Origin of the sequence: Streptomyces paludis, assembly GCF_003344965.1 — a bacterium.
In the GTDB taxonomy this organism is placed as follows: domain Bacteria; phylum Actinomycetota; class Actinomycetes; order Streptomycetales; family Streptomycetaceae; genus Streptomyces; species Streptomyces paludis.
The window spans coordinates 7,524,689-7,546,404 of record NZ_CP031194.1; the positions used below are offsets into that span (position 1 = coordinate 7,524,689).

Consider the following 21,716-nt stretch of genomic DNA (forward strand, 5'->3'; position numbering starts at 1 on the left):
AAGCCCGGTCCGGCGCCCCTATGGGATCGCTGCTGGAGCCTCTCGCGTTCCGGATGTGACGAAGTCACCCGGTGGACGAGGCCGGCGGATCGGCCGACGTGTCGACGTCACGGGTTTCCGGACCGATCCCGGCCCCCGATCGCCAGGAAGCAGAGGGCGGGCGTGATCACCGCGGCGGCGACGCCGTACCAGATGGAGAAGTTCCGGCGGCCGATCCGCTGGGAGAGCATCCCGTAGCGCGGCGCCGCCGCCGCGTTGAACACCCCCGCCACCAGTAACGCCATAGCGATCCCCTTGCTGCTCACCGGTGTGTCGCCGGTGGCCAGGACGATGGGGAGATGGGCGACGGAGATATTCACCGGGAACCAGAAGCCGGACGTCAGGACGAAGACCTGGAGCATGTCGCGCCGGTACCGGCCGGCGAGCAGTTCCACCAGCGGCGCGCGGGCCGCCGCGCCGTTGTCCGCGGCCTGGCGCTCTCACACCTCGGAGTCCTCGACCGGAGAGACTGCTGTCGGCCGGTGCGACGATCTCACCGGTGCCGGACAAGGCGGAGCCATGAGCCGCGACCACGCCGAGGAGTGCCTCTGTCCTGAGCACCCGGTGGTCGGTGTGTTCGGCTCGATGGCCGGTGTGGCCACGGTCGGCATGGTGCTGCTGATGCTCACCACCTCCGTCGCCGGGGTGGTCTTCTTCGCCCGCGACCCGGACCCGGCCCGCGGCAAGGTGTGGCAGACCCGGACCGCCCGGTTCAGGCGCAGGCCCTGAGGAACGCGACGAGCGCCGCGTTCACCTCGTCCGGGCGCTCCTGCTGGGTCCAGTGGCCGCAGCCCGCCAGCTCCACCGGCGGACGTGTCAGGCCGGGCATCAGCGCGGGAAGCCGCGCGATGAGTTCGGGGGTGCCGGGGAAGGCGGGTACGGCGTCGCGGTCGCCGTACAGGTACAGGGCGGGCCGGGTGACGACGGCGCCGTGCCAGGGAGCGGTCAGCTCCCAGTTGCGGTCCAGATTGCGGTACCAGTTGAGCGCCCCGGTGAAGCCCCGGGAGAAACTCTCCGTCAGGGCGTCGAGATCGTCCTCGGTCAGCCACTCGGGCAGCACCTCCGGGTCCGGCATGTCCGCGAGCCAGCCCTGCCCGGCCCGGACCAGCGGCTGCTTGATCTCGCCGGAGTACGGTGCCGATCCGGACGCCGAGTAGAGGAACTTGCGCAGGGTGGTGCGCACGTCCTTGCCGAACTCGGCGTCGGCGATCCCCGGGCGGTTGAAGTAGTTCCAGTAGAAACGGCCGCCGAACCTCTGCTCCATGGCGGCCAGCGGCGGCCTCGTCCCCCGGAAGGGCGGCGGCACACTCAGCCCGGCCACCCCGAGCACCAGGTCCGGCCGCAGCAGCGCGGTGTGCCAGGCGACCGGCGCGCCCCAGTCGTGGCCGACGACATACGCCTGCTTCTCGCCCAGCGCCGCGATCAGCGCGACGACATCGCCGACGAGGTGGAGGATGCTGTACGCCCCGACATCGTCGGGATGGTCGCTGCTGCCGTATCCGCGCTGGTCGGGGGCGACGACACGGTAGCCGGCGGCGGTCAGCGGGCCGAACTGGCGGTGCCACGAGTGCCAGGACTCGGGGAAGCCGTGCAGCAGCACGACCAGCGGGCCCTCGCCCTGCTCGGCGATATGCAGACGGACGCCGTTCACCTCGACCATGCGATGCTCGACCATGCCCCGAGCGTACGTGCCGGACGTCCCGCCGGCACTGTCAGGCCGTCAGTAGACATCGCGGGCGTAGCGCTTGTCGGCGGTCAGGCGTCTGACGTAGGCGGCGGCCTCGTCGGTGTTCATGCCGCCGTGGGTGACGGCGATGTCCCTGAGCGCCCGGTCGACGTCCTTGGCCATCCGGCCCGCGTCACCGCAGACATAGAAGTGGGCGCCGTCCTGGAGCCACTGCCACAGCCGGGGACCGTGTTCGCGCATCCGGTCCTGGACATAGACCTTGTTGCGCTGGTCGCGGGAGAAGGCCAGGTCGAGACGGTCGAGACGGCCGGACGCCTGCTCCGCCACCAGGTCCTGGCGGTAGTAGAAGTCCGTGGCCCGGCGCTGCTCGCCGAAGAAGAGCCAGTTGGGGCCGGTGTGACCGCGGGCCCGGCGGTCTTCGAGGAAGCCGACGAAGGGCGCCACCCCCGTACCGGGCCCGACCATGATCATGGGGGCGGCGGGGTCGGCGGGCGGGCGGAAGTGCGGTGAGCGCTGGACGAAGACCTGCACGGGCCCGTCGTCCGCGCGGTCGGCGAGATAGGTGGAGCACACGCCCTTGCGGTCGCGGCCGAGGTCGTTGGTGTAGCGGACGACGGAGACCGTGACCCGGACCTCGCCCGGATGGGCGAGCGGGCTGGAGGAGATGGAGTACAGCCGGGGCTGGAGGCGCTTGAGCACCCCCGCCCACTCCGCCGCCGAGGCGCGGACGGGGTACGCGGCGACCACATCGGCGGCCTGGCGGCCCCAGCTCCACTTCGCCAGCGCGTCCTTGTTGCCCGGCCGCAGCAGCCGCCGCAGCTCGTGGCTCCCGGTGCGCTCCGCCACGAACGCGAGCAGGCCGGTGGTGACACGGGCGATGTCCAGCCGGGTGCGCAGGGCCTCCCCGAGGGGGAGGGGCGCGCCGTCGCCGAGGGCGACCGGCTCGTCGGGGGAGAGTCCGGTGAGGGCGAGCCACTCCGCGACGAGCGGGGCGCCGTTGGTCGGCCAGACGCCGAGGGCGTCCCCGGCGTCGTAGGAGAGTTCACCGTTACGGGTGTCGAAGGCGAACTGCCGGACCTCCTTCTGGGAGCCGGGCAGGCTGAGCAGCTTGTTGCCGATGAGCAGGGTGGCGAACGGCGAGGTCTTGGTGAAGCCGCCGGGCGGCGGAGTGGACGGCGGGGGACCGACGGGCGCGGGTGTAGCGGCGGGCGCGGGGTGCCGGTCGTTGGCCGTCGCCAGGGCGGTGACAACCTGGCCCAGCCAGCGCTCGGCGGCCTCCTCGTAGTCGGGCTCGCAGTCGACGCGCGGGACGAGCCGGGTCGCGCCGAGGGCGTCGAGGCGTTCGTCGAGCCGGCGGCCGTGGCCGCAGAAGTCGTCGTAGGCGGAGTCACCGAAGGCGAGGACCGCGTAACGCACTCCCGTCAGCCGTCCGGCCGCCGGGCCGGAGAGCGTCTGCCAGAAGCCGGCGCCGTTGTCGGGGGCGTCGCCGTCGCCGAAGGTGCTGGTGACGATGAGCAGATCGGCTTCGGTGGTGAGGCGGTCCGGGGCCGCGTCGGCCATGGGCAGCAGCTCGGCGGTACGGCCGGTCCGGGCGAGACGCGCGGCGGCGCGGGCGGCGAACTCCTCGGCGGTGCCGGTCTGGGAGGCCCACAGGACGACCAGACGGCGGGCGTCGGGCGCGGTGTCGGCGGATGGGGCGTCGGCGGGCGGGGCGGTGGCCGCCGGGGCGGCGCGGGCGAACGTACCGGCGAGAACGCCGTTCACCCACAGGGCACGGTCCGGGTCGACGGGCGCGCCCGGCGGCAGGACGGGGACGCGTCCGTCGGGCGGGACCGCGGCGAGCCCGGCGAGATAGCCCGAGAGGTACTGGCGCTCCGGCGCCGACAGCGGTACGGGACCGAGCACGCCGCCCGCGCCCGCACCCGCACCCATGCCCGCAACCGCGCCCGCGCCGGAGCCGATGCCGAACAGGGCGGCGAGCGCGTGGACCGGGTCAACGGCCGTCGTCGCCGGGCGCACAGCGGGCGCCGGGGCAACGGCCGTTGTCGCCGGGGGCGGGACCGGGGCCGGCACGACGGTGAGGGTGACGGCGCAGACCTTGAACTCGGGCTGGAAGGAGAGCGGGTCGACGGCGTCGTTGGTGACGGCGTTGACGCTCAGATACTCGCCGGACAGATCGTTCCAGTGGAACGGCGCGAAGCAGGTGCCCGGCCGGACCCGGTCGGTCACCACCGCGGGCAGCACCGCCCGTCCGCGCCGGGAGGCGATCTCCAGATGATCGCCCGCGCCGACGCCGAGGGCCGCGGCGTCCTCGGGATGGACCTCCACGAACGGGCCGGGGTTGAGCTTGGCGAGCTTGGCGACCTTTCCGGTCTTGGTCATCGTGTGCCACTGGTGCTGAAGACGGCCCGTGTTGAGGAGGAACGGGTAATCGTCGTCGGGGAGTTCGGCGGCGGGAAGGTGCGGACGGGCGAAGAACCGCGCGCGTCCGCTCGCGGTCGGGAAGGCCAGGCGCGGGCGCGAGCCGTCCTCGCGCACCAGGAGCCGCTGGCTGACACCGTCGTTGAGGTAGCGGATCGGGTTGCGGTCCGGGCCGTCGGCGGCCGGGGCCGGCCACTGGACGGGGGTGGCGCGCAGCCGCTCGTAGGTCACCCCGCGCAGGTCCCAGCCGGTCGTGGGGTTCCACGCCTGCTTCAGCTCCTCGAACACCTCCTCGGCGCAGGTGTACCCGAACGCGTCGGCGAAGCCCATCTCGCGGGCCACCCGCGCGATCAACTCCCAGTCGGGCAGGGCCTGTCCGGGCGGGTCGACGACTCCCGGCACGAGGGTGAGGTTCCGCTCGGAGCTGACCATGACACCGTCGGACTCCGCCCACAGGGTCGCGGGCAGCACCACATCGGCGTACGCGTTGGTCTCGGTGTCGGCGAAGACGTCCTGGGTGATGACCAGTTCGGCCGCGTCCAGACCGGCGATGACGGTCTTGCGGTTGGCGACCGAGGCGACCGGATTGGTGCAGATGATCCAGCACGCCTTGATCTCCCCGGCGGCCATCCGCTCGAACATCTCGACCGTGCCCTGCCCGGCCTCGGTCCGCAGGGAGCCCTCGGGGATGTTCCAGAGCTTCTCGGTGAAGGCGCGCTCGGCGTCCACCAGGACCGATCGCTGGCCGGGCAGCCCGGGACCCATGTAGCCCATCTCCCGCCCGCCCATGGCGTTGGGCTGGCCAGTCAGCGAGAAGGGGCCGGCGCCGGGGCGGCAGAGGGCGCCGGTGGCGAGGTGCAGATTGACCAGGGCGTTGGTGTTCCAGGTGCCGTGGGTGGACTGGTTCAGGCCCATGGTCCAGCAGCTCATCCACGCGCCGGACTCACCGATCCACCGCGCGGCCAGCCGGATGTCGCGCTCGGGGATACCGGTGATCTCCGCGACCTTCGCGGGCGGGTAGTCCGCGAGGAAGGCGGGCATCTCCTCCCAGCCTTCCGTGAACGCCGCGATGAACTCCTCGTCGGTGTGGCCGTTCTCGACCAGCAGATGCAGCAGGCCGTTCAGCAGGGCGAGATCGGTGCCGGGCCGTATCGGCAGAAAGAGATCGGCCTTGTCGGCGGTGGCGTTGCGCCGAGGGTCGACGACGATCAGCCGGGCCCCGGCGGACTTGACCCGGTCCATCATGCGCAGGAAGAGGATCGGATGGCAGTCGGCCATGTTGGCACCGATGACGAAGAAGGTGTCGGCGCGGTCGAAGTCCTCGTACGAGCCGGGCGGGCCGTCCGCGCCCAGCGACAGCTTGTAACCGGTGCCCGCGGAGGCCATGCACAGCCGGGAGTTCGACTCGATCCGGCTCGTCCGGACGAAGCCCTTGGCCAGCTTGTTCGCCAGGTACTGCGCCTCCAGGGACATCTGCCCGGACACATAGAAGGACACGGCGTCCGGGCCGTGCTCGTCCAGGATCGCCCGCAGCCGGCCGGCGACCGCCGTGATGGCCTCGTCCGTGTCCGTCGCGACCGGCCGGGCGCCGCGCTCGGGCCGTACGAGGGCCGTGTCCGCCCGCCCGGCCGAGGCCATCATGTCCGCGCTGGTCGCGCCCTTGGTGCACAGGCGCCCGAAGTTCGCGGGATGGGCCTTGTCCCCCGAAGCCTTCGCCGCCCGGCGCCGGCCGTCGACGGGATCCCGCACCACGTCCAGCACGATCCCGCAGCCGACCCCGCAGTACGAACAGACCGTACGGACGCTGTCCTTCTTCGCGCCGGCTGTCACCGAACCTCCACCTCGTGCCGCGTACACGGGCCGCATACACGCGGCGCGGCCCCACGCTCCGTACCGTAGAAAGACCGGATTTCCGGCCCGTCACGCCTCTGGATCATCCATGGTTACACCCGGCGCACTCCCCGCGCCGCGAGGGTGTGAGGCCGTCGGGTGCGGTTGCCGCGCGCCGGGGCATACCACCGGTATGAGCGATGACCACGGGTACGGGGACGATCACGGAGGCGGTGGCGACCACGACAGCGGTGGCGACCACGGGTACGGCGGCCACGGTTCGGGCGGGTCGCACCACAGCGGGCACAGCGGCGGAACCGACCACGGCCACAGCGCACAAGGGCAGCTGGCCGCCGAGCACTTCGCCGCGGCGTACCACTCCGATACGGAGTTCGTCACGGCGGGGACGGCCCTGGACGACGACTGGCTCACCATCACCGGGACGGCCGTGGTCAGTGCGGCGGCCGGGACGTTCGTCCAGTCCTTCGTGACCAGCCTCGGCGAGCGGGCCGCCGAGGAGGCCACCGCCCGCACGGGAACACTGTGGCGACGCACCCGCCGCAGGATGGCGACCCGGCGCGGCCGGGAGCGCCGGGAGGCGGCGGAGCGGGAGGCCGGGAAGCGCCGCACGGTGGAGGAGTTCCGTTCGCTCGTCGAGGGGCTCATCACCTTGCAGGGGAGCGGCTCGGGCGTCGCGCATCTGTCCGGGCCCGACGATGTCGCGGTCCTGGAGGTCCATCCCGGTCTGCCGCTCGTCGCGATCGAGCAGATACGCCGGATCGATCTCGGTTCACGGAGGGTGGAGGGGCGGGTCATCGTCTGGGTCTCCCCGTTCCCGGGCTATCCGGAAGGCGTGTGGGCGGAGAGGGGGCCCGGGCGGTTCCGCCATGTGTGGACCACGCACGAACGGTGGGCGAAGGTCCGCCACTGAACGCGTGGTGCCCGCTGAACGCGTGGTCGCGGCGGCGCGGCGCGGGCCTCCGGGAGGTCAGCCGAAGCGCTCGATACGGATCCGGTCCACCGGCTGGCCCGCCGCGACCAGCAGACGCGAGGCGTGCTCGGCGAATGCGTTCGAGCCGCACACATACGCCTCCCAGCCCTCCTCCGGCCCGTCGGCCAGCAGCGCCGCCACCTGGGCGGCCGAGATCCGGCCCACGGGCGCCCCCTCCGGCGCGGTACGGGTGAACACGGGCGTGGTCTCGGCGCCGTACTCCGCCGCGTAGATGAGGTCCCCGGGACCGCGGGCCGAGACCAGCAGGCGCAGCGGCACGGTCAGCGCCCGCGCGCGGCGGTGCCGGACCATGGAGATCAGGGGTACGACGCCGGAGCCGGCCCCGATGAGCAGCGCGGGCCGGTCGCCCGGCCAGGCGAAGAAGCCGCTGAGCGGGCCGCGCACCTCGATCTCGTCGCCGGGCCTGGCGACGGTGTGGAACCAGCCGGACACCTCACCGCCCGCCACATGGTCGAGGGTCAGCTCGATGTGCCCGGCGTCGTCGGGCGGGGACGCGATCGAGTAGTGCCGCTGGGCGGTGTAGCCGTCCGCCGCGCGCAGCCTCAGCATCAGGTGCTGCCCGGGCAGATGGCCCGTCCAGCCGGGCACGGCGAAGCGGAACGTCGCCGCGCGCGGTGTCTCGCGGCGGATCTCCGTGAGGGTCGCGCGCTGCCAGAGCGCCGCCGCGCGGTTGCTCGCGACGATCCGTCCGGGCACGGCGAAGCGGGCCGGGGGGACGAAGGTCCCGGCCGTCTGTGGGTCAGTCACCGGAGTAACGCTGTTCCTTCCAGGGATCGCCGCGGTCGTGGTAGCCGTTCAGCTCCCAGAAACCCGGCTCGTCGTGGTCGAGGATCCGCAGACCCGCCACCCACTTGGCGCTCTTCCAGAAGTACAGGTGCGGCACGATCAGCCGCGCCGGGCCGCCGTGCTCGGCGGGCAGCGGCCCGTCCCCGTACTCCCAGACGATCCAGGCCCGCCCGCCGGTCAGATCCGCCAGCGGCAGATTCGTGGTGTAGCCGGTGTACGAGTGGACGACGGCGTGTGTCGCGCCGGGGGACGGGCGCGCGGCATCGAGGAACGCGTCCACCGACACACCCCCGAACCGCACCCCGAACTTCGACCAGCCCGTCACACAGTGGATGTCCCCCCGGTACACGGACGACGGCAGCGCGTGCGCCTCGTCCCAGGTCCAGGTGCGCGCCTCGGCGACCAGCCCGCCGACGGTCAGCGTCCAGTCCTCCGGGGCCAGTTGGGGGGTGACCTCGGCGGACAGCACGGGCCAGTCGTCGCCCGCGTCGTACTGACCGGGCGGCAGCCCCGCGTTGGGGACACGCGCGCGTCCGGTGAAGCCTCTGGTCACACCCGTACGGCTCACACTCGCACGGTTCACACTTGGCCGGCTCACACTCGTACGGTCCACACTCATACGGACGGCACCTCCGGAGCGGTGGCGAGTGCCTCCAGACCGGCCAGGACCTCCGCCTCGTCCCACGGCCCGAGCACCCGGTCGCGCAGCAGGACCCGCCCGTCGACGACCGTGTCCCGTACGTCGGAGGAGTGCGCGGCGTACGCGAGTGTGGACCACGGATCGTGCAGCGGGCGCAGATGGGGCGCCGCCAGGTCCAGCACGACCAGGTCGGCGCGCTTTCCGGCCTCCAGCGAGCCCAGCTCGTCGCCCAGACCCAGCGCGCGGGCACCCTCGATCGTGGCCATCCGCACCGCCTGCTCCGCGCCGACCGCGGTCGGGTCCCCGGCCGCCTTGTGAATGAGCGCGGCCTGCCGTACGGCGCCCAGCACATCCAGTGTGTTGGAGCTGACCGCGCCGTCCGTCCCGAGCCCGACGGTGACGCCCGCGTCCAGCAGCCGGGGCACCGGGGCGATCCCGCAGCCCAGTTTCAGATTGGACACCGGGCAGTGGGCGACCGAGGTGCCCGTCCGGGCCAGCGCGGCGATCTCGGCGTCCGTCAGCTCCACCGTGTGCGCCAGCAGCAGATCAGGACCGAGCAGCCCCAGCGCGTTGAGCAGCTCCACCGGGCGCTTGCCGTAACGCTCCTCGACGGTGGCGACCTCGCTCGCGTTCTCCGCCGCGTGGATATGCAGCAGCGCGCCGAACTCCCGTGCCAGCGCCGCGATATCGGTCAGCTGGCCGGGCGAGAGCGTATAGGCGGAGTGGGCGAAGAGCACCGGCCGGACGCCCGGCAGGACCGGGCGGCCGGCGAGATCCCGGCGCGCCCACTCCAGCCGGTCCGCGTAGGCGATGCCGTCGGCCGGGCCGGGCACGTCCATGAAGGTCGGTCCGGTGAGCAGCCGCCAGCCCGCCTCGCGCGCGACCCGCTCGGCCGCCTCGTGGAACCAGTACATGTCGAGCGCCGTGGTCACCCCGGCCCGGACGCTCTCCGCGACGGCCGCCCGGACGGCCGCGGCGACGTTGTCCTCCGACAGCAGCCGGCTCTCCCAGCGGATCACCCGCTCCAGGAAGCCCTGGAGCGTCACATCGTCCGCCCGTCCGCGCAGCAGTGTCATCGCCAGATGCGTATGGGTGTTGACCAGGCCGGGCAGGACGAGGCAACCGCGCGCGTCGATCTCCTCGGCCGCCGTGTACCGGGCGCGCAGGTCCGTCGCCGGCCCGACGGCGAGGATCTCGCCGTCGCGGACGGCCACCGCGCCGTCCGGTACGACCGTGCCGGCCGCGTCGACGGTGAGGACGGTGCCGCCGTGCACCAGCAGATCGACACCGCTCACATCGACGCCGCTCACATCGACACCGCTCACATCGACATCGCTCGTATCGGCACCGCTCATCGGGCGTCCTCCGACGCCAGCAGCCGCAGCGCCTCCAGCGCGACCACACTGCCGCGCTCCACCCCGGCCGCGACCGCGTCGCGGTGCGGGTTGTAGCCCCCGGTGGCCTCCTCGTCGACGAGTTCGTCGGCGTTGGCACCGTCGATCACGAGCACCCCGCCCGTGGTGAGCCCCCGCAGACCGCCCGCGACGAACAGCGCGGACAGCTCCATCTCGATCGCCGCGAGCCCCGCTCCCTCGTACGAGGTCAGCGGGATCAGCCCCGGCTGGAAGACGGCCCGCGTCCACACGACACCCCGGTGGTGCGGCGCGCCCTGCTCACGGGCGGCGCGCTGGAGCGCGAGCACCGCCTCGGGGGTGGCCACCGCCGGGTACTCCGGCGGCAGGATCTGCTGGGTGACCCCGTCGTCCCGGACCGCCGCCTCCGCGATGACCAGGTCGCCGTCACCGATCCCGGGCCGCATCGCGCCCGCCGTACCGAACCGCAGGATCGTTCGTACCCCCGCGTCCGCCAGCTCCTGGAAGAGCAGGATCGCGCCCGGGCCACCGACCCCGTGCGAGGCCACCGTGACCGGCAGCCCCCGCCAACTCCCGGTGAACGTACGGTACTCACGGTGGTACGAGACCTCCCGCGCGTCGTCGAGCAGCGCGGCGACCGCCGCCGCGCGCGCCGGGTCGCCCACGACGACCGCGTACGGCGGCAGCCCGGCACGGGGTATACGGGTGATGGGCAGCGGGTCGTGGGTCATGAGGTGACTCCCGTCGGACGGCTCGTACGGCTGTCGCGGCGGCGCCGCTGTGCCGTGCTGAGGAAGAGAGCGCCGAGTGTGACGACGTACGGCGCGGCGTCGGTCGCCTGCTGGGGCAGACCGAGGCCCTGAAGGCGGAAGCCCGCGGCCTCGGCGAGACCGAAGAGCAGCGCCGCGAGCAGCACGCCGATGGGCAGCGCGCGGCCCAGCATGACCGCGACGACGGCGATCCAGCCGCGCCCCGCGGTCATGTTCTCGGAGAACAGCGTCACGTTCCCCAGGGCCAGTTGCGCCCCGGCGAGCCCGCACAGCACACCGGAGACCAGCACCGCCGCGTACTTGTACCGCGTCGGGCTCACCCCGAGGGTGGCCGCCGCGTCGGGTGCCTCACCGACCCCGCGCAGCCGCAGTCCCCACACGTGCCGCGACAGCATCAGCGCCGCCACCCCGACCGACGCCCAGGCCAGATACGCGAGCGGGGAGAAGCCCCCGACCAGCGGGAGCCCGGCGAGCGACGGATCGCCGAAGGTGCCCTGCACCCCGAAGACCGTCCGCAGCAGGAAGCTCGTCAGACCCACGGCCAGCAGGTTCATCGCGATGCCCAGCACCACCGCGTCACCGCGCAGGGTGACCGCGCCGACGGCGAGGATCAGCGAGTACGCGGCGGCGGCCAGCGCGGCGGCCAGCACCCCGAGCCAGGGACTGCCGGTGAACCAGCTCGTCGCCACGGCCGTGAAGCAGCCCATCAGCATCATGCCTTCGAGGCCGATGTTGAAGACGCCCGCGCGCTCGCACACGGCGCCGCCGAGCGCGGCGAGCAGGATCGGCGTCAGCGCGCGCAGCGCCGACATGAGGAAATCGGAGTCGAAGAACATCAGACGGACTCCCCCTGGGGAACGGGTTCCTGGGCGGCGGGTTTCTCCGCCGCCCCGCCGCGCCGGCGCGGGAAGCGCAGCCGGGCCGCCAGGAACACGATGACGATGGCCTGGAGCACCTGCGTCAGCTCGCGCGGCACCTCGGTGGTGCGCTCCATGGCGAGCCCGCCCACCTGGAGGACGGCGAAGAAGAACGCGGCCAGCACCGTGCCCAGCGGGGCCGCCGCCGCGAGCAGCGCCGCCGTCAGCCCCGTCCACGTATAGCCGGGCGCGGTGAGCGCGCCGTCGAGGAAGCGGTACGGGAAGCTCAGCACGCCGATCGCGCCGACCAGCCCGGCGATCCCGCCCGAGGTCGCCATCAGCCGGAGCGTGAGCCCCTTGCGCTCCACCCCCGCGTACGCCGCGAAGCGGGAGTTGAGGCCGGTCATCCGGATCTCGTACCCGGCCACCGTGCGCCGGTCGACGAACCAGTACACGACCGCGGCCAGTACCACGAGCAGCAGCCCGAGCGTCACGGTCGACGAGCCGAACACGGGAAGGGCCACGCCCTCGGGGAGCCGGCGCGTCTGCGGCAGACTGGAGCCGGGCTCCTTGAGGGGATAGCGCGCCAGATACGAGGCGAACGCCGTGGCCGGATAGCTCAGCAGCAGACTGCTCACCAGCAGCGGCACCCCGAAGCGGTTCTCGCAGAGCGCGGCCACCGCCGCGTAGGCCGCGCCCGCCGCGATCCCGGCGGCCAGGGCGAGCACGACGGCCAGCGGCGCCGGCAGCGGTACGTACAGACCGGTGACGGCCGCGGCGATACCGCCGAGCACCATCTGACCGTCCCCGCCCAGGTTGATGAGTCCGGCCCGCAGCGGAATCGCCAGGGCCAGCGCCATCCCGAGCACACTGGTGCCGGTGGTGAGCGTGGCGCCGATCCCGTCGGCCCCGAGCGCGCCGGTGACGACGGCCCCGTAGGCGGCGAACGGATCGGCCCCCGTCCCCACCAGGAACAGCGCCCCGATGACGAGCCCGGCGAGGATGGAGAAGGTGACGGGGGAGCGCAGTGCCCCCGTTATTCGGGCCATGTCGGTCCTACGGGCCATGTCAGTCTCGTTCCGGCGCGGTGGCGTTGAGCGGGGCGGGCGCTGTTGTGGACGCGGGCACAGCGGGGGACGTCGTCCCGCCCGCCATCGCGAGCCCCAGCGTCGCCTCGTCCGCCTCCGCCTTGCCGTACGAGGCGGTCACCCGGCCCTCGTACATCACCAGGACCCGGTCGGCGAGGCCGCGGATCTCGCTGAGTTCGGCGGAGACGAGGAGCACGGCGTGGCCCGCGTCGCGATAGGCGATCAGCTCGTCGTGGATGGCCTGGATCGCCCCGATGTCGACCCCGCGCGTGGGCTGCTCGACCAGCAGCAGCGGTGCCTCGTGGGTGAGTTCGCGGCCGATCAGCAGCTTCTGGAGGTTGCCTCCCGACAGTGCCGAGGCGGGCACGTCGGGCGTGGCCGCCTTGATGCCGAACCGCTCGACGAGGCGCTGTGCGTGGGCGCGTACGGCGGCGGGCGGCAGCAGCCCGCGACGGGAGGAGAGCGAGGCGCGGTGGTGGCCCATGGCCAGGTTCTCCGCGATGGTCGCGGCGGGCGCGGTGCCGACCGCGTGGCGGTCCTCCGGTACGTAGGCGAGGCCCCGCGCGCGCCGCTCGGTGGCCGAGGCGTGGGTGATGTCCGTCCCCTTGAGGCCGATCCGCCCCGCGGTGACCGGCCGCAGCCCGGCGAGCGCCTCCACCAGCTCGCTCTGGCCGTTGCCCGCCACGCCCGCGACCCCGACGATCTCGCCCGCGCGGACGGTCAGCCCGACCCCGTGCACCCCCGTGGTGCTCAGCCCCTCGACATCGAGGACGGCCTCCCCGGGCGTCCCCGCCGGGTGGACCCGGTCGAGATCGACCGCGCGGCCGGTCATCGCCGCCGCGATCGCGTCGGCGCTGGTGTCGGCCGTACGCAGCCGCGCGACCACCCGCCCGTCCCGCAGCACCGTGACGTTGTCGCTGCCTTCGAGCACCTCGCGCAGCTTGTGCGTGACGAGGATCACCGTACGGTCCTGCCCGGTCAGCGTCGTCAGGACCGCGAACAGGGCGTCGGCCTCGGCCGGGGTCAGCACCGCCGTGGGCTCGTCGAGGATCAGCGTCCGGGCGCCCCGGTGCAGCAGCTTCAGGATCTCCACGCGCTGCCGCAGCCCGACCGGCAGCGCGCCGACCCGGGCGTCCGGATCGACGGAGACCCCGTACTCCTCGGCGAGTTCACGCACCCGGCGCCGGGCCGCCGCGCGGTCCACCAGGCCGAAGCGGCGCGGCTCGGCCCGGTAGACGACGTTCTCGGTGACCGTCAGCGAGTCGAACAGCTTGAAGTTCTGGTGCACCATGCCGAGCCCGGCGGCCATCGCCGCGCTCGGGCTCGCGAAGGACACCTCGCGCCCGTCGACATGGATCGAGCCGGCGTCCGGCCGCTCCATCCCGTACAGCACGGACATCAGCGTGGACTTCCCGGCGCCGTTCTCGCCCATCAGCGCGTGGATCTCACCGCGCCGTACGGTCAGATCGACACGGTCGTTGGCGAGCGTGCCGGGGAAGCGCTTGGTGATGCCCCGCAGCTCCACGGCCACGGCGGAGGCCGGGGCCGTGGCACCGGCCTCCGCCGTGGCGGCAGCGTTACTTGGCGGCCGGGTCATCGACCGTCAGCTCTCCGGCCACGATCCGGTCGCGCAGCGCCTCGACCTTCTTCAGCACGTCCTTGTGGTCGGCGATCACGCACTGGGAGGAGTCCACCCCGTCCTCCAGACCCGTGAGGCTGATGCCGCCCTCCTTCAGACCGTACGAGACCGTCTGGCCCGCCTTGCCGTTCAGGACCTGCTCGATGCCCTCGGCGACGGCGACATCGGTCTTCTTGATCACGTTGTCGACGACGGTGCCGGGGGCCGACGGGCACTGGTTGACATCCACGCCGTACGCGAAGGCGCCCTTGGCCTTGGCCGCCTCGAAGACGCCGTAGTTGCCGGCCGCGGCGGCCGCCATGATCTGGTCGGTGCCCTTGGCGAGCAGCGAGTTCGCCTGCTCCTTGGCGCGCGCCGAGTCGTCGAACGGGGACTGGCCGCCGACGAAGCGGGTGCTCGCGGAGGTCTTGGGGGCGACTTCCTTGGCGCCGGCCGCGAACGGGTCGCTGTAGCGCCGGAACTGCGGGGTGTCGAGCACGTCGACCGCGCCGACCTTGCCGCTCTTGCTGAGCAGCCCGGCCTCGGCGCCCGCCAGATAGACGCCCTCGTGCTCACGGAAGACGGCGCAGCTGACGTTCTTGAACGTCTTCGCCGTGCACGCGTCGATCATCAGGAACTGCTGCTTCGGGTGCGCCTCGGCCTGCTGGGCGACGAGGTCGGCGAACTCGAAGCCGACCAGCACGATCACGTCCGGCGCGGCGTCGACCGCGGCCTGCACGTTCTGCTGCTGGGAGGCGGTGTCGGAGGACTGGTAGACCTTCTGCGTCCCGCTGTGCGCCTTGGCCGCGGTCTTCACACCCTCGATCGCGAGCTTGAGGAACTCGTTCTGGCCCACCGGGTCCGGTGTCACCAGGGTGAAGGACTTCGCGTCCTTGGCGGCGGTGCCGCTCCCGGCGTCGGAGGTGTCGGTGTTCTTCGCCGCCGCGTTGCAGCCGGTGACGAGGAGCAGGGTGCCGGCCGCCGCGGCGGCGAACTGGAGTGAACGGGTTCTACGGGACATGGGGCGGCCTTCCGGGGCGGTACGGCGGGGGAGTGGGGACACGGGGGGTGCGGGGGTGCGGCTCGTGCGGGAGCCGCGAAGCTTCATGGAGATGCGTGGCCGAGAGGTGCGTGGCGGGCCACGGACCGGGGGCGGCGGAGCTGCCGAGCGGGATCAGCGACACGCGGGACAGCGGCGACAGCCGTCACTGGCGCATCGGCCGTGGTCGAGGAAGCGGCGCTTGGTCAGCGGCAACACGTCCTCCTTCGCTCGGGATGTCACTCGGACGACACCAGGACGCCACTCGGACGTCGCTCGGGCCCGCTCAACCGCGGGTGCTGGACTTTAACACCGGTTTCCGGACACCCGTGCGACCGTCTCGAAGTGTGGTTCCCCGAGGTCATGTACGGTGTCGCGCACCTTCGGAACATTCAGGAGCCCCCGCCATGACCCAGGAACTGCGCGCCGTCGAGTGGACCGGAAACGCCCTCTCGCTGATCGACCAGACCGTCCTTCCGCACGCCACCGAGATCCGCCGGATCGACGGTGTGGACGCGCTGGTGGACGCGGTCCAGCGGCTCGTGGTGCGGGGTGCCCCGGCGATCGGCGCGGCGGGCGCGTACGGGGTGGCGCTCGCGATGATCGAGGGGGAGCGCGAGGGCCGGTCGCGCGACGAGGTGCTGGCGGCCGTCGCGCGGGTCCGCGCGGCACGGCCCACCGCGGTCAATCTCATGGTCTGTGTCGACCGTGTCATGACCCGCTTCGACGAGGGCCTCGACGCGGTGCTGGCCGAGGCCGCGGCCGTACAGCGCGAGGACATCGGGGCGAACCGCGCGATGGGCGCGTACGGCGCGGACTGGCTCGTCGAACGGACCGGGGTGGACCGGCCGCTGCGGATCCTGACCCACTGCAACACCGGCGCGCTGGCCACGGCGGGGTGGGGCACCGCGCTCGGTGTCATCCGCGAGCTGCACGCCCGGGGCCTGCTGGAGGCCGTGTACGTGGACGAGACCCGGCCCCTGTTGCAGGGGTCACGGCTGACGGCCTGGGAACTCGCCCAGGAGGGCATCACCCACTACGTCCAGGCCGACGGCGCCGCCGCCGGCACGATCCTGAGCGGCCGGGTGGACGCGGCGATCGTCGGAGCCGACCGGATCGCCGCCAACGGGGATGTCGCGAACAAGGTCGGCACCGTGGGCGTCGCGCTGGCCTGCGCCGACGCGGGGATCCCGTTCCTGGTGGCCGCGCCCACGACGACGGTGGACCTGTCCACGGCGTCCGGGGCCGATATCCACATCGAGCTGCGCGGTGAGGACGAGGTGCTGGAGTGGGCGGGGGTACGGACGGCTCCGCCCGGCTCCCGCGGCCACAATCCGGCGTTCGACGTGACGCCGGCGCGGCTGGTGACGGGGCTGGTCACGGAGCGCGGTGTGCTGGAGGTGTCGGCGGGCGAGGTCCCGGCGGACGAGGTCTCCGCGTAACACACGGCCGGGGCCGGGGCAGCCCCGGCCCCGGCCGTGTGTTACGCGACCTCTGCCTCGCTCAGCGCTCCGTCAGCTCCAACTCCAGCAGCCATTCGACGACTTCGGTGTGGTGCCGGGCCTGGCGCGGAGTGTCGCCCCAGACGTACAGGCCGTGGCCCGCCACGACCACCGCGGGCATCCGCGGGTCCCGGGCCGCCTCCAGCCGGTCGCCGAGGACGCCCATGTCCTGGCTGTTGACGATGACCGGCAGGGTCACCTCCACATCGTGGGCGGGCTGCCCGACCCCCTTCAGCATCTCCAGGTCCCTCAGGACGATGCCCCCGGGCGAACGGCGTCCCATCGCCACCGACGCCACGGTGTGCACGTGGACGACCGCCCCCGCCCCCGTGAGCGCGGCGACCCGCGCGTGCAGCGCGGCCTCGGCCGACGGCCGGCCCCCGGCCACCGCCGCCCCCTCGGCGTCCACCAGCACCACGTCCGAGGGCGTCAGCTCGCCCTTGTCGTGGCCGCTCGCCGTGACCGCGAGCCGCAGCGGATCGCGGGACACCACGACGGACAGATTGCCGGACGTCCCCCGCATCCAGCCGAACGACGCGAAACGCGCGGACTCGGCGGCCAGTACGGCCCCGGCCTCTTCGATGTCGGGTGCGGAGGTGGTCACGGGTTGCTCCTTGCGCTGATGGTGATCTCGTCGAACGTCCCCGCCTCGGGGTGGCCGCCGAGGTCCTGCTCGTAGTACGGCTCGCCCGGCCGCCGGATCCGGACCGCGTGCCAGCCCGCGGCCCGGGCCGCGTCCAGCTCGCCCGGCCGGTCGGAGAGGAACAGCAGCCGCTCCGGTACGCCGCCGGTCGCCGCCGCGATACGGCGGTACGACTCCGGCTCCTGCTTGGGGCCCGCGTTCTCCGTGTCGTACAGCCCGGACACGAGCGGCAGCAGGTCGCCCTCCGGGCTGCTCGTGAACCACGCCCGCTGCGCGGCCACGGACCCGGACGAGTACACATGCAGGTGTACGCCGTCGGCGTGCCAGCGCCGCAGCACGGGCACCACGTCGTCGTAGAAGTGCGAGACCAGCTCGCCCCGGGCGAACCCCTCGGACCAGACGATCCCCTGGAGGGTCTTGAGCGGCGTGGCCTTGCGGTCCTCGTCGAGCCACTGGCCGAGCGCCTTCTCCACCCGTACGGCGTCCGCGTCCGGCTCGCCGAGCAGCTCCCGCACGCCCGCGACCGCGCGGGCCACCTCCGGGTCGTCCGCCCGCTCCGCGAGCAGCGCCGCGAAGCGGGAGCGCGAGTACGGGTAGAGCACATCGACGACGAATCCGGTGGCGCTCGTGGTGCCCTCGATGTCGAGCACCACGGCGTCCACCTCGAACCGGAGGCTCACACCGCCGCCCGGTCCTTCGCGTACCCGGCCGCGATCGTGTCGTAGTCGGGGAAGCGCGCGGCGATGGCGGAGCCGGTGAAGCTGCCGATCCAGCCGTCCTCCTCGTGGAAGAACCGGATCGCGGTGAACGCCGGCGCGGTGCCCATGTCGAACCAGTGGGTCGTGCCGCGCGGTACGCCCAGCAGATCGCCCTTCTCGCAGAACACGGCGTGCACCTCGCCGTTGACGTGCAGATAGAAGATCCCGGAGCCCGAGACGAAGAAGCGGACCTCGTCGTCGTCCTCGTGCGTGTGCTCCTGGAGGAACTTCTCCCGTGCGGCCTTCGCCTTCACCGGGTACTCGGGATCGTCGCTCGGGTGCAGCCCGAGGACATCGACCGTGGTGAAACCCTCCTCGGCGTTCAGCCTGTCGATCTCCGGCCCGTAGGCGGCGAAGACGGCGTCGCTGCCGGCGTCCTCGGGGAGTTCCTCGCGCACGGGCCACTGCTCGTAGCGCACACCGAGCGGCGCGAGCGCGGCGGCGATCTCCACGGGGTCGGCGGTGCGGCGCACGGTGGTCTCGGGGCCCGACTCCGGCCACGTCGTCAGCAGGGTCATGGAAACAACTCCGGAAGGTGGAAGGGATGTACGGGATGAGGCGCGGCGGTGGCGGCGGGCTGTGTCCGAATGGCGGACACGGGGCCGGAGCGGACGGGAGGCGGTGGTACGGGGCGCGCGGCCGGGCGGGGCGTGGTGTCAATCGCCGCACGCCGCGCCGGTACAGCGTCGTACCGCTGTCGCGCCTGGTGTTCCCATCGGATGCCTCACTGTCCCGGGCCGGGTGCCGGTCCCGGAATGGTAACCCCCGGCGGTACGGGCGGGCACGTGCGGCGAAGGCGTTGTCTCACTCCATGAGAAGCCGTCCACCGATGTTGCTCAGCGCCCCGCCCGCGCGCGGTGTGCACAACACCGTGCGCGAACCGCGGGGCTCAGGCCGCGTCGGGCACCGCGCCGCTGCTGCCCCGGAAGGCGGGGTGGTCGCCGAGGCGGCGTACGTACTCCCGGAGCCGAGGGTACGCGCTGAGGGTGCCGGCCGGGACGAGGGGGACGAGCGCCACCCACAGGTCCACATCCGCGGCCGTCAGGTCATCGCCCAACGCGTGGCTCGTTCTGGTGAGTTGGTGCTCCAGCAGGCTCAGTGCCGACGATCGCGCGGCGGCCGGCGCGGCCGGGGTGACGTTCCGGTCCAGCAGATCGCGGAGTGTGTCGATCTCCGGGGCGAGGGCCGGCGGGTGCAGGACGGGGCGGGAGCCGTCCGAGCAGGAGAGCGGGCCGGCCAGGTCGCCGAGGATGTCGGAGGTGCGGTTGCTGACGATGCGCCCGCTCCAGCGGTCGCGCAGCGCGGGCGCCGTCAGCGGGCCGTCGTAGTGGTGCACCGTGGCCTCGTACGCGCCACGCAGCGACGCGAAGGCGTCGGGCGTCTCGGCGGGGTGGGTCAGGAGTGTGGTGGCGACCGAACCGTCGAGGCCGAGCAGGCCGAGAGTGATCGAGATACGCAGCGAGCGGGGACAGCTCGCCCGCAGAAAGAGGTCGTAGCGGTGCGGCACCGGGTAGAAGCCGCCGGCGAGGCCGACGCCGATCCGGCTGCGGAAGCGGTACGGACGGGTGCGGGTCGCGGCCGTCCCGGGCCGGGGCCCCGAGGCGGACTGACTCTGCCGGCAGCCACGGGTAGTGGCGGCGCCGGCGCTGCGCGAAGCTGTCTCGGGCATGACTCTCCCTTGGGGGAACGAGGAGGCCACCGCGGCCTTGTGGGCGTCAGGGGCCTGATGCGGGGGTGACGTGCGAGGGCGACTGCGGGCGACCGCGCTGCCGCGCACCGGTCCGGATCGGACGGACCGGTCACGGATCAGTAGGCGCTGGAGACCCGCTGGAGATCGATGTGCAGGCGCCTCGTCAAGCCGTTCCGCGGCAGTGCCACCCGTGCCACCCGTCCTACCCTCGGGGCCCGCGAGACGCGAGACCGCGCTTGTCCCGCCGCGTCGGCGGAACCCGGTCGTCACCCGGAGCACCCCGTCGCGGTGGAAGGGTTGCCTGTCGGCGGGCCGGGGCCGAAGACCACGGGAGCGGGACGAACCCGCGCCGTGGCGCTGACAATCGTGACCGTCCACGCCAGTCTGGGCGCGCTCCGTGACGCCGTCAAGAAGGCCGCGCGTACGGTCTCACGTGGTGGTCACTCGCGTTGACATCCTTTTCGGGGCATGCATACCGTGCGGCGACCATGAGATCCCCTCGGGGGCGGAAGAGTGAGGGCGACAGCCATGCGCGCAGCTGACGGTACGGCCGCACAGCCGCGCCCCGGCCGCGGCCCGCTGCGCACGGACCGCACCGTCGCCCCGCCGTGTCTCAACAGCGCGCCGTGTGCCGCCGGTTGTTGTGCCGCCGTATGCCGCGGCCTCTGTCGACGCTGACCGTTTCCCGGGCGTCCGACAGCCACTGACACCGTGGTTGCGGTGTGCCCCCCGCTCCCGCGCTCCGGAGGATTCCGCACGCGCGTCAGCGTCCGGGTCCGTTTCCGCCGGACCCCTCCGCCGCCGAAGCACGGCGCACCCCGACCGCGCCCCGCCGCGTTCCAGACAGGGAGACCCCGCACCGTCATGTCCACCAGCATCCACCGCGCCCCGTACCCCACTTCGGGCCCGCTCCCCGGCCCGGCGGCGGCACCGCACCTCCTGGACAACGCCGCCTGGGCCGCGCTGACCGGCCCGCACGCCCATCTCGCCGAGCGCGTCGGCCGGGCCGCCCGCTACCCCGTGGACGTCTCCCCGTTCACCGCCCTGGCGGACCCCGACGACCCCCGCGCCTGGGACGACCTGGCCGCGCTCGTCGGCCCCGGCACCGTCACCCCGGTCACCGGGATCCGGACCGTGCCGGCCGGCTGGGAGACCGTACAGAACGGCGAGGGCGTGCAGCTGGTCGACACCGCGCTGTACGCCGAACCCGCGCCCGAGGCGGTACGGCTCGGGCCCGCCGACGTACCCGAGATCCTCGCCCTGATCGCCCTCACCGAACCGGGCCCCTTCCTGCCCCGTACCGTCGAACTGGGCACCTACCTCGGCATCCGGGACGGCGGCAGACTGATCGCGCTGGCCGGCGAACGGCTGCGCCCACCGGGCTGGACCGAGATCAGCGCCGTCTGCACCCACCCGGACCACCGGGGCCGCGGCCTGGCCACACGGCTGGTCCGCGCGGTCGCGGCGGGCATCAGGGAACGCGGCGACACCCCCTTCCTCCACGCGGCGGCGAGCAACACCGGCGCGATCCGGCTCTACGAGTCGATCGGCTTCACCCTGCGCCGCCGTACGCGGTTCGTGCTCGTCCGCACACCGCACGCGGAAGAAGAAGCCGCGCGGCCGGAAGAAAAGGCGTAGCCGTGCTGTTGAGCCTGGCGACGAGCGGGCGGCGCGCCGTCGAAGCGCCGCGCCGTGCCGGGCCGGACAGGGCCCCGGGAGGACCGGGCCACCGGGCCACCGGACGGAGAGGGCGGAGGTGAGGCACATGCGTCCCGTGTTCCGTCACCGCGCCCAGGGACCCGCCGCGCCCACCGCGCCGCGCCGTCTGCATCTGTACTCCCGGACGCATATCGACCTGCTGCGGGTGGCCGGCGCGCTCTGTCGCCCCTGACCCGCTGTTCTCGCGGCCGCACCCCCTCGTCCGGGGGCCGGCTCCCTCGTTACGGCTGATCAGGAAGGCGTC

21 protein-coding genes and 1 riboswitch are annotated in these 21,716 nt (G+C 73.1%); of the genes, 5 read left to right on the forward strand and 16 right to left on the reverse strand.

Going from position 1 to position 21,716, the window contains the following annotated elements; all coding sequences use genetic code 11:
• Positions 1–107: 107 nt before the first annotated feature.
• Entirely contained in the window at positions 108–434 is a 327-nt protein-coding gene (locus DVK44_RS32990; protein WP_114664284.1) for an MFS transporter, read from the reverse strand.
• 124 nt (positions 435–558) lie between these two features.
• On the opposite strand from DVK44_RS32990, the gene DVK44_RS32995 reads away from it, so the two are divergent.
• Positions 559–768 (forward strand): hypothetical protein, encoded by a 210-nt coding sequence (locus tag DVK44_RS32995; protein WP_228447470.1) that lies wholly within the window; start codon positions 559–561, stop codon positions 766–768.
• Here the strand turns inward: DVK44_RS32995 and DVK44_RS33000 are convergent.
• The gene (locus tag DVK44_RS33000; RefSeq protein ID WP_114664285.1) at positions 752–1,714 is read right to left on the reverse strand and encodes an alpha/beta fold hydrolase; all 963 of its coding nucleotides are present in this window, start codon (positions 1,712–1,714) and stop codon (positions 752–754) included. The genes DVK44_RS32995 and DVK44_RS33000 overlap by 17 nt on opposite strands.
• Positions 1,715–1,759: 45 nt before the next feature.
• On the reverse strand, positions 1,760–6,013 hold the full coding sequence (locus DVK44_RS33005; protein ID WP_114664286.1) for a bifunctional nitrate reductase/sulfite reductase flavoprotein subunit alpha: 4,254 nt from the start codon (positions 6,011–6,013) through the stop codon (positions 1,760–1,762).
• Positions 6,014–6,170: 157 nt separating this feature from the next.
• Between DVK44_RS33005 and DVK44_RS36860 the strand changes: the two genes are divergently transcribed.
• Positions 6,171–6,908 (forward strand): hypothetical protein, encoded by a 738-nt coding sequence (locus DVK44_RS36860; RefSeq protein WP_181957583.1) that lies wholly within the window; start codon positions 6,171–6,173, stop codon positions 6,906–6,908.
• 57 nt (positions 6,909–6,965) lie between these two features.
• On the opposite strand, the gene DVK44_RS33015 is transcribed toward DVK44_RS36860, so the two are convergent.
• The 8 genes from DVK44_RS33015 to DVK44_RS33050 are packed head-to-tail and all read right to left on the reverse strand — an operon-like array spanning position 6,966 to position 15,142.
• On the reverse strand, positions 6,966–7,736 hold the full coding sequence (locus DVK44_RS33015) for a ferredoxin reductase (protein ID WP_114664287.1): 771 nt from the start codon (positions 7,734–7,736) through the stop codon (positions 6,966–6,968).
• Positions 7,729–8,394 (reverse strand): sulfite oxidase-like oxidoreductase, encoded by a 666-nt coding sequence (locus tag DVK44_RS33020; protein ID WP_114664288.1) that lies wholly within the window; start codon positions 8,392–8,394, stop codon positions 7,729–7,731. The genes DVK44_RS33015 and DVK44_RS33020 overlap by 8 nt, the downstream gene beginning before the upstream one ends.
• Positions 8,391–9,770, reverse strand: a complete 1,380-nt coding sequence (locus DVK44_RS33025) for an amidohydrolase (protein WP_114664289.1) — start codon at positions 9,768–9,770, stop codon at positions 8,391–8,393. Before DVK44_RS33025 ends, DVK44_RS33020 begins: the two co-directional genes overlap by 4 nt.
• Positions 9,767–10,519, reverse strand: coding sequence for a phosphorylase family protein (locus tag DVK44_RS33030; RefSeq protein WP_114664290.1), 753 nt, complete (start codon positions 10,517–10,519; stop codon positions 9,767–9,769). The genes DVK44_RS33025 and DVK44_RS33030 overlap by 4 nt, the downstream gene beginning before the upstream one ends.
• Positions 10,516–11,394 (reverse strand): ABC transporter permease, encoded by an 879-nt coding sequence (locus tag DVK44_RS33035; RefSeq protein WP_114664291.1) that lies wholly within the window; start codon positions 11,392–11,394, stop codon positions 10,516–10,518. The genes DVK44_RS33030 and DVK44_RS33035 overlap by 4 nt, the downstream gene beginning before the upstream one ends.
• Positions 11,394–12,464: an ABC transporter permease gene (locus tag DVK44_RS33040; protein WP_114665597.1), complete on the reverse strand. Its 1,071-nt coding sequence runs from the start codon at positions 12,462–12,464 to the stop codon at positions 11,394–11,396. The genes DVK44_RS33035 and DVK44_RS33040 overlap by 1 nt, the downstream gene beginning before the upstream one ends.
• 19 nt (positions 12,465–12,483) lie before the next feature.
• A complete protein-coding gene (locus tag DVK44_RS33045; protein ID WP_114664292.1) occupies positions 12,484–14,100 on the reverse strand; it encodes an ABC transporter ATP-binding protein in 1,617 nt (538 codons plus the stop codon).
• Positions 14,081–15,142, reverse strand: a complete 1,062-nt coding sequence (locus DVK44_RS33050; protein ID WP_114664293.1) for a BMP family ABC transporter substrate-binding protein — start codon at positions 15,140–15,142, stop codon at positions 14,081–14,083. Before DVK44_RS33050 ends, DVK44_RS33045 begins: the two co-directional genes overlap by 20 nt.
• A gap of 425 nt (positions 15,143–15,567) precedes the next feature.
• On the opposite strand from DVK44_RS33050, the gene mtnA reads away from it, so the two are divergent.
• Positions 15,568–16,602, forward strand: a complete 1,035-nt coding sequence (gene mtnA / locus DVK44_RS33055) for an S-methyl-5-thioribose-1-phosphate isomerase (protein WP_114664294.1) — start codon at positions 15,568–15,570, stop codon at positions 16,600–16,602.
• Between the two features lie 61 nt (positions 16,603–16,663).
• Here the strand turns inward: mtnA and mtnB are convergent, their stop codons facing one another.
• The 5 genes from mtnB to DVK44_RS38005 all read right to left on the reverse strand — a co-directional run bounded on the left by mtnB (position 16,664) and on the right by DVK44_RS38005 (position 19,950).
• The gene (gene mtnB / locus DVK44_RS33060) at positions 16,664–17,266 is read right to left on the reverse strand and encodes a methylthioribulose 1-phosphate dehydratase (protein ID WP_114664295.1); all 603 of its coding nucleotides are present in this window, start codon (positions 17,264–17,266) and stop codon (positions 16,664–16,666) included.
• On the reverse strand, positions 17,263–17,985 hold the full coding sequence (gene mtnC / locus DVK44_RS33065) for an acireductone synthase (RefSeq protein ID WP_114664296.1): 723 nt from the start codon (positions 17,983–17,985) through the stop codon (positions 17,263–17,265). Before mtnC ends, mtnB begins: the two co-directional genes overlap by 4 nt.
• Complete coding sequence (locus DVK44_RS33070) at positions 17,982–18,581, reverse strand: 1,2-dihydroxy-3-keto-5-methylthiopentene dioxygenase (protein ID WP_114664297.1); 600 nt, start codon at positions 18,579–18,581, stop codon at positions 17,982–17,984. Before DVK44_RS33070 ends, mtnC begins: the two co-directional genes overlap by 4 nt.
• Before the next feature lie 371 nt (positions 18,582–18,952).
• Positions 18,953–19,732 carry a glutathione S-transferase C-terminal domain-containing protein gene (locus DVK44_RS33075; protein WP_114664298.1) on the reverse strand — a complete coding sequence of 260 codons (780 nt, stop codon included), beginning with the start codon at positions 19,730–19,732 and terminating at the stop codon, positions 18,953–18,955.
• Between the two features lie 137 nt (positions 19,733–19,869).
• Complete coding sequence (locus tag DVK44_RS38005; protein WP_408055422.1) at positions 19,870–19,950, reverse strand: putative leader peptide; 81 nt, start codon at positions 19,948–19,950, stop codon at positions 19,870–19,872.
• 30 nt (positions 19,951–19,980) lie between these two features.
• Positions 19,981–20,125, reverse strand: a riboswitch (SAM riboswitch).
• Between the two features lie 492 nt (positions 20,126–20,617).
• On the opposite strand from DVK44_RS38005, the gene DVK44_RS33080 reads away from it, so the two are divergent.
• The gene (locus tag DVK44_RS33080) at positions 20,618–21,391 is read left to right on the forward strand and encodes a GNAT family N-acetyltransferase (protein WP_114664299.1); all 774 of its coding nucleotides are present in this window, start codon (positions 20,618–20,620) and stop codon (positions 21,389–21,391) included.
• Positions 21,392–21,518: 127 nt separating this feature from the next.
• Positions 21,519–21,644: a putative leader peptide gene (locus DVK44_RS37765; protein WP_269439635.1), complete on the forward strand. Its 126-nt coding sequence runs from the start codon at positions 21,519–21,521 to the stop codon at positions 21,642–21,644.
• Positions 21,645–21,716 lie beyond the last annotated feature (72 nt).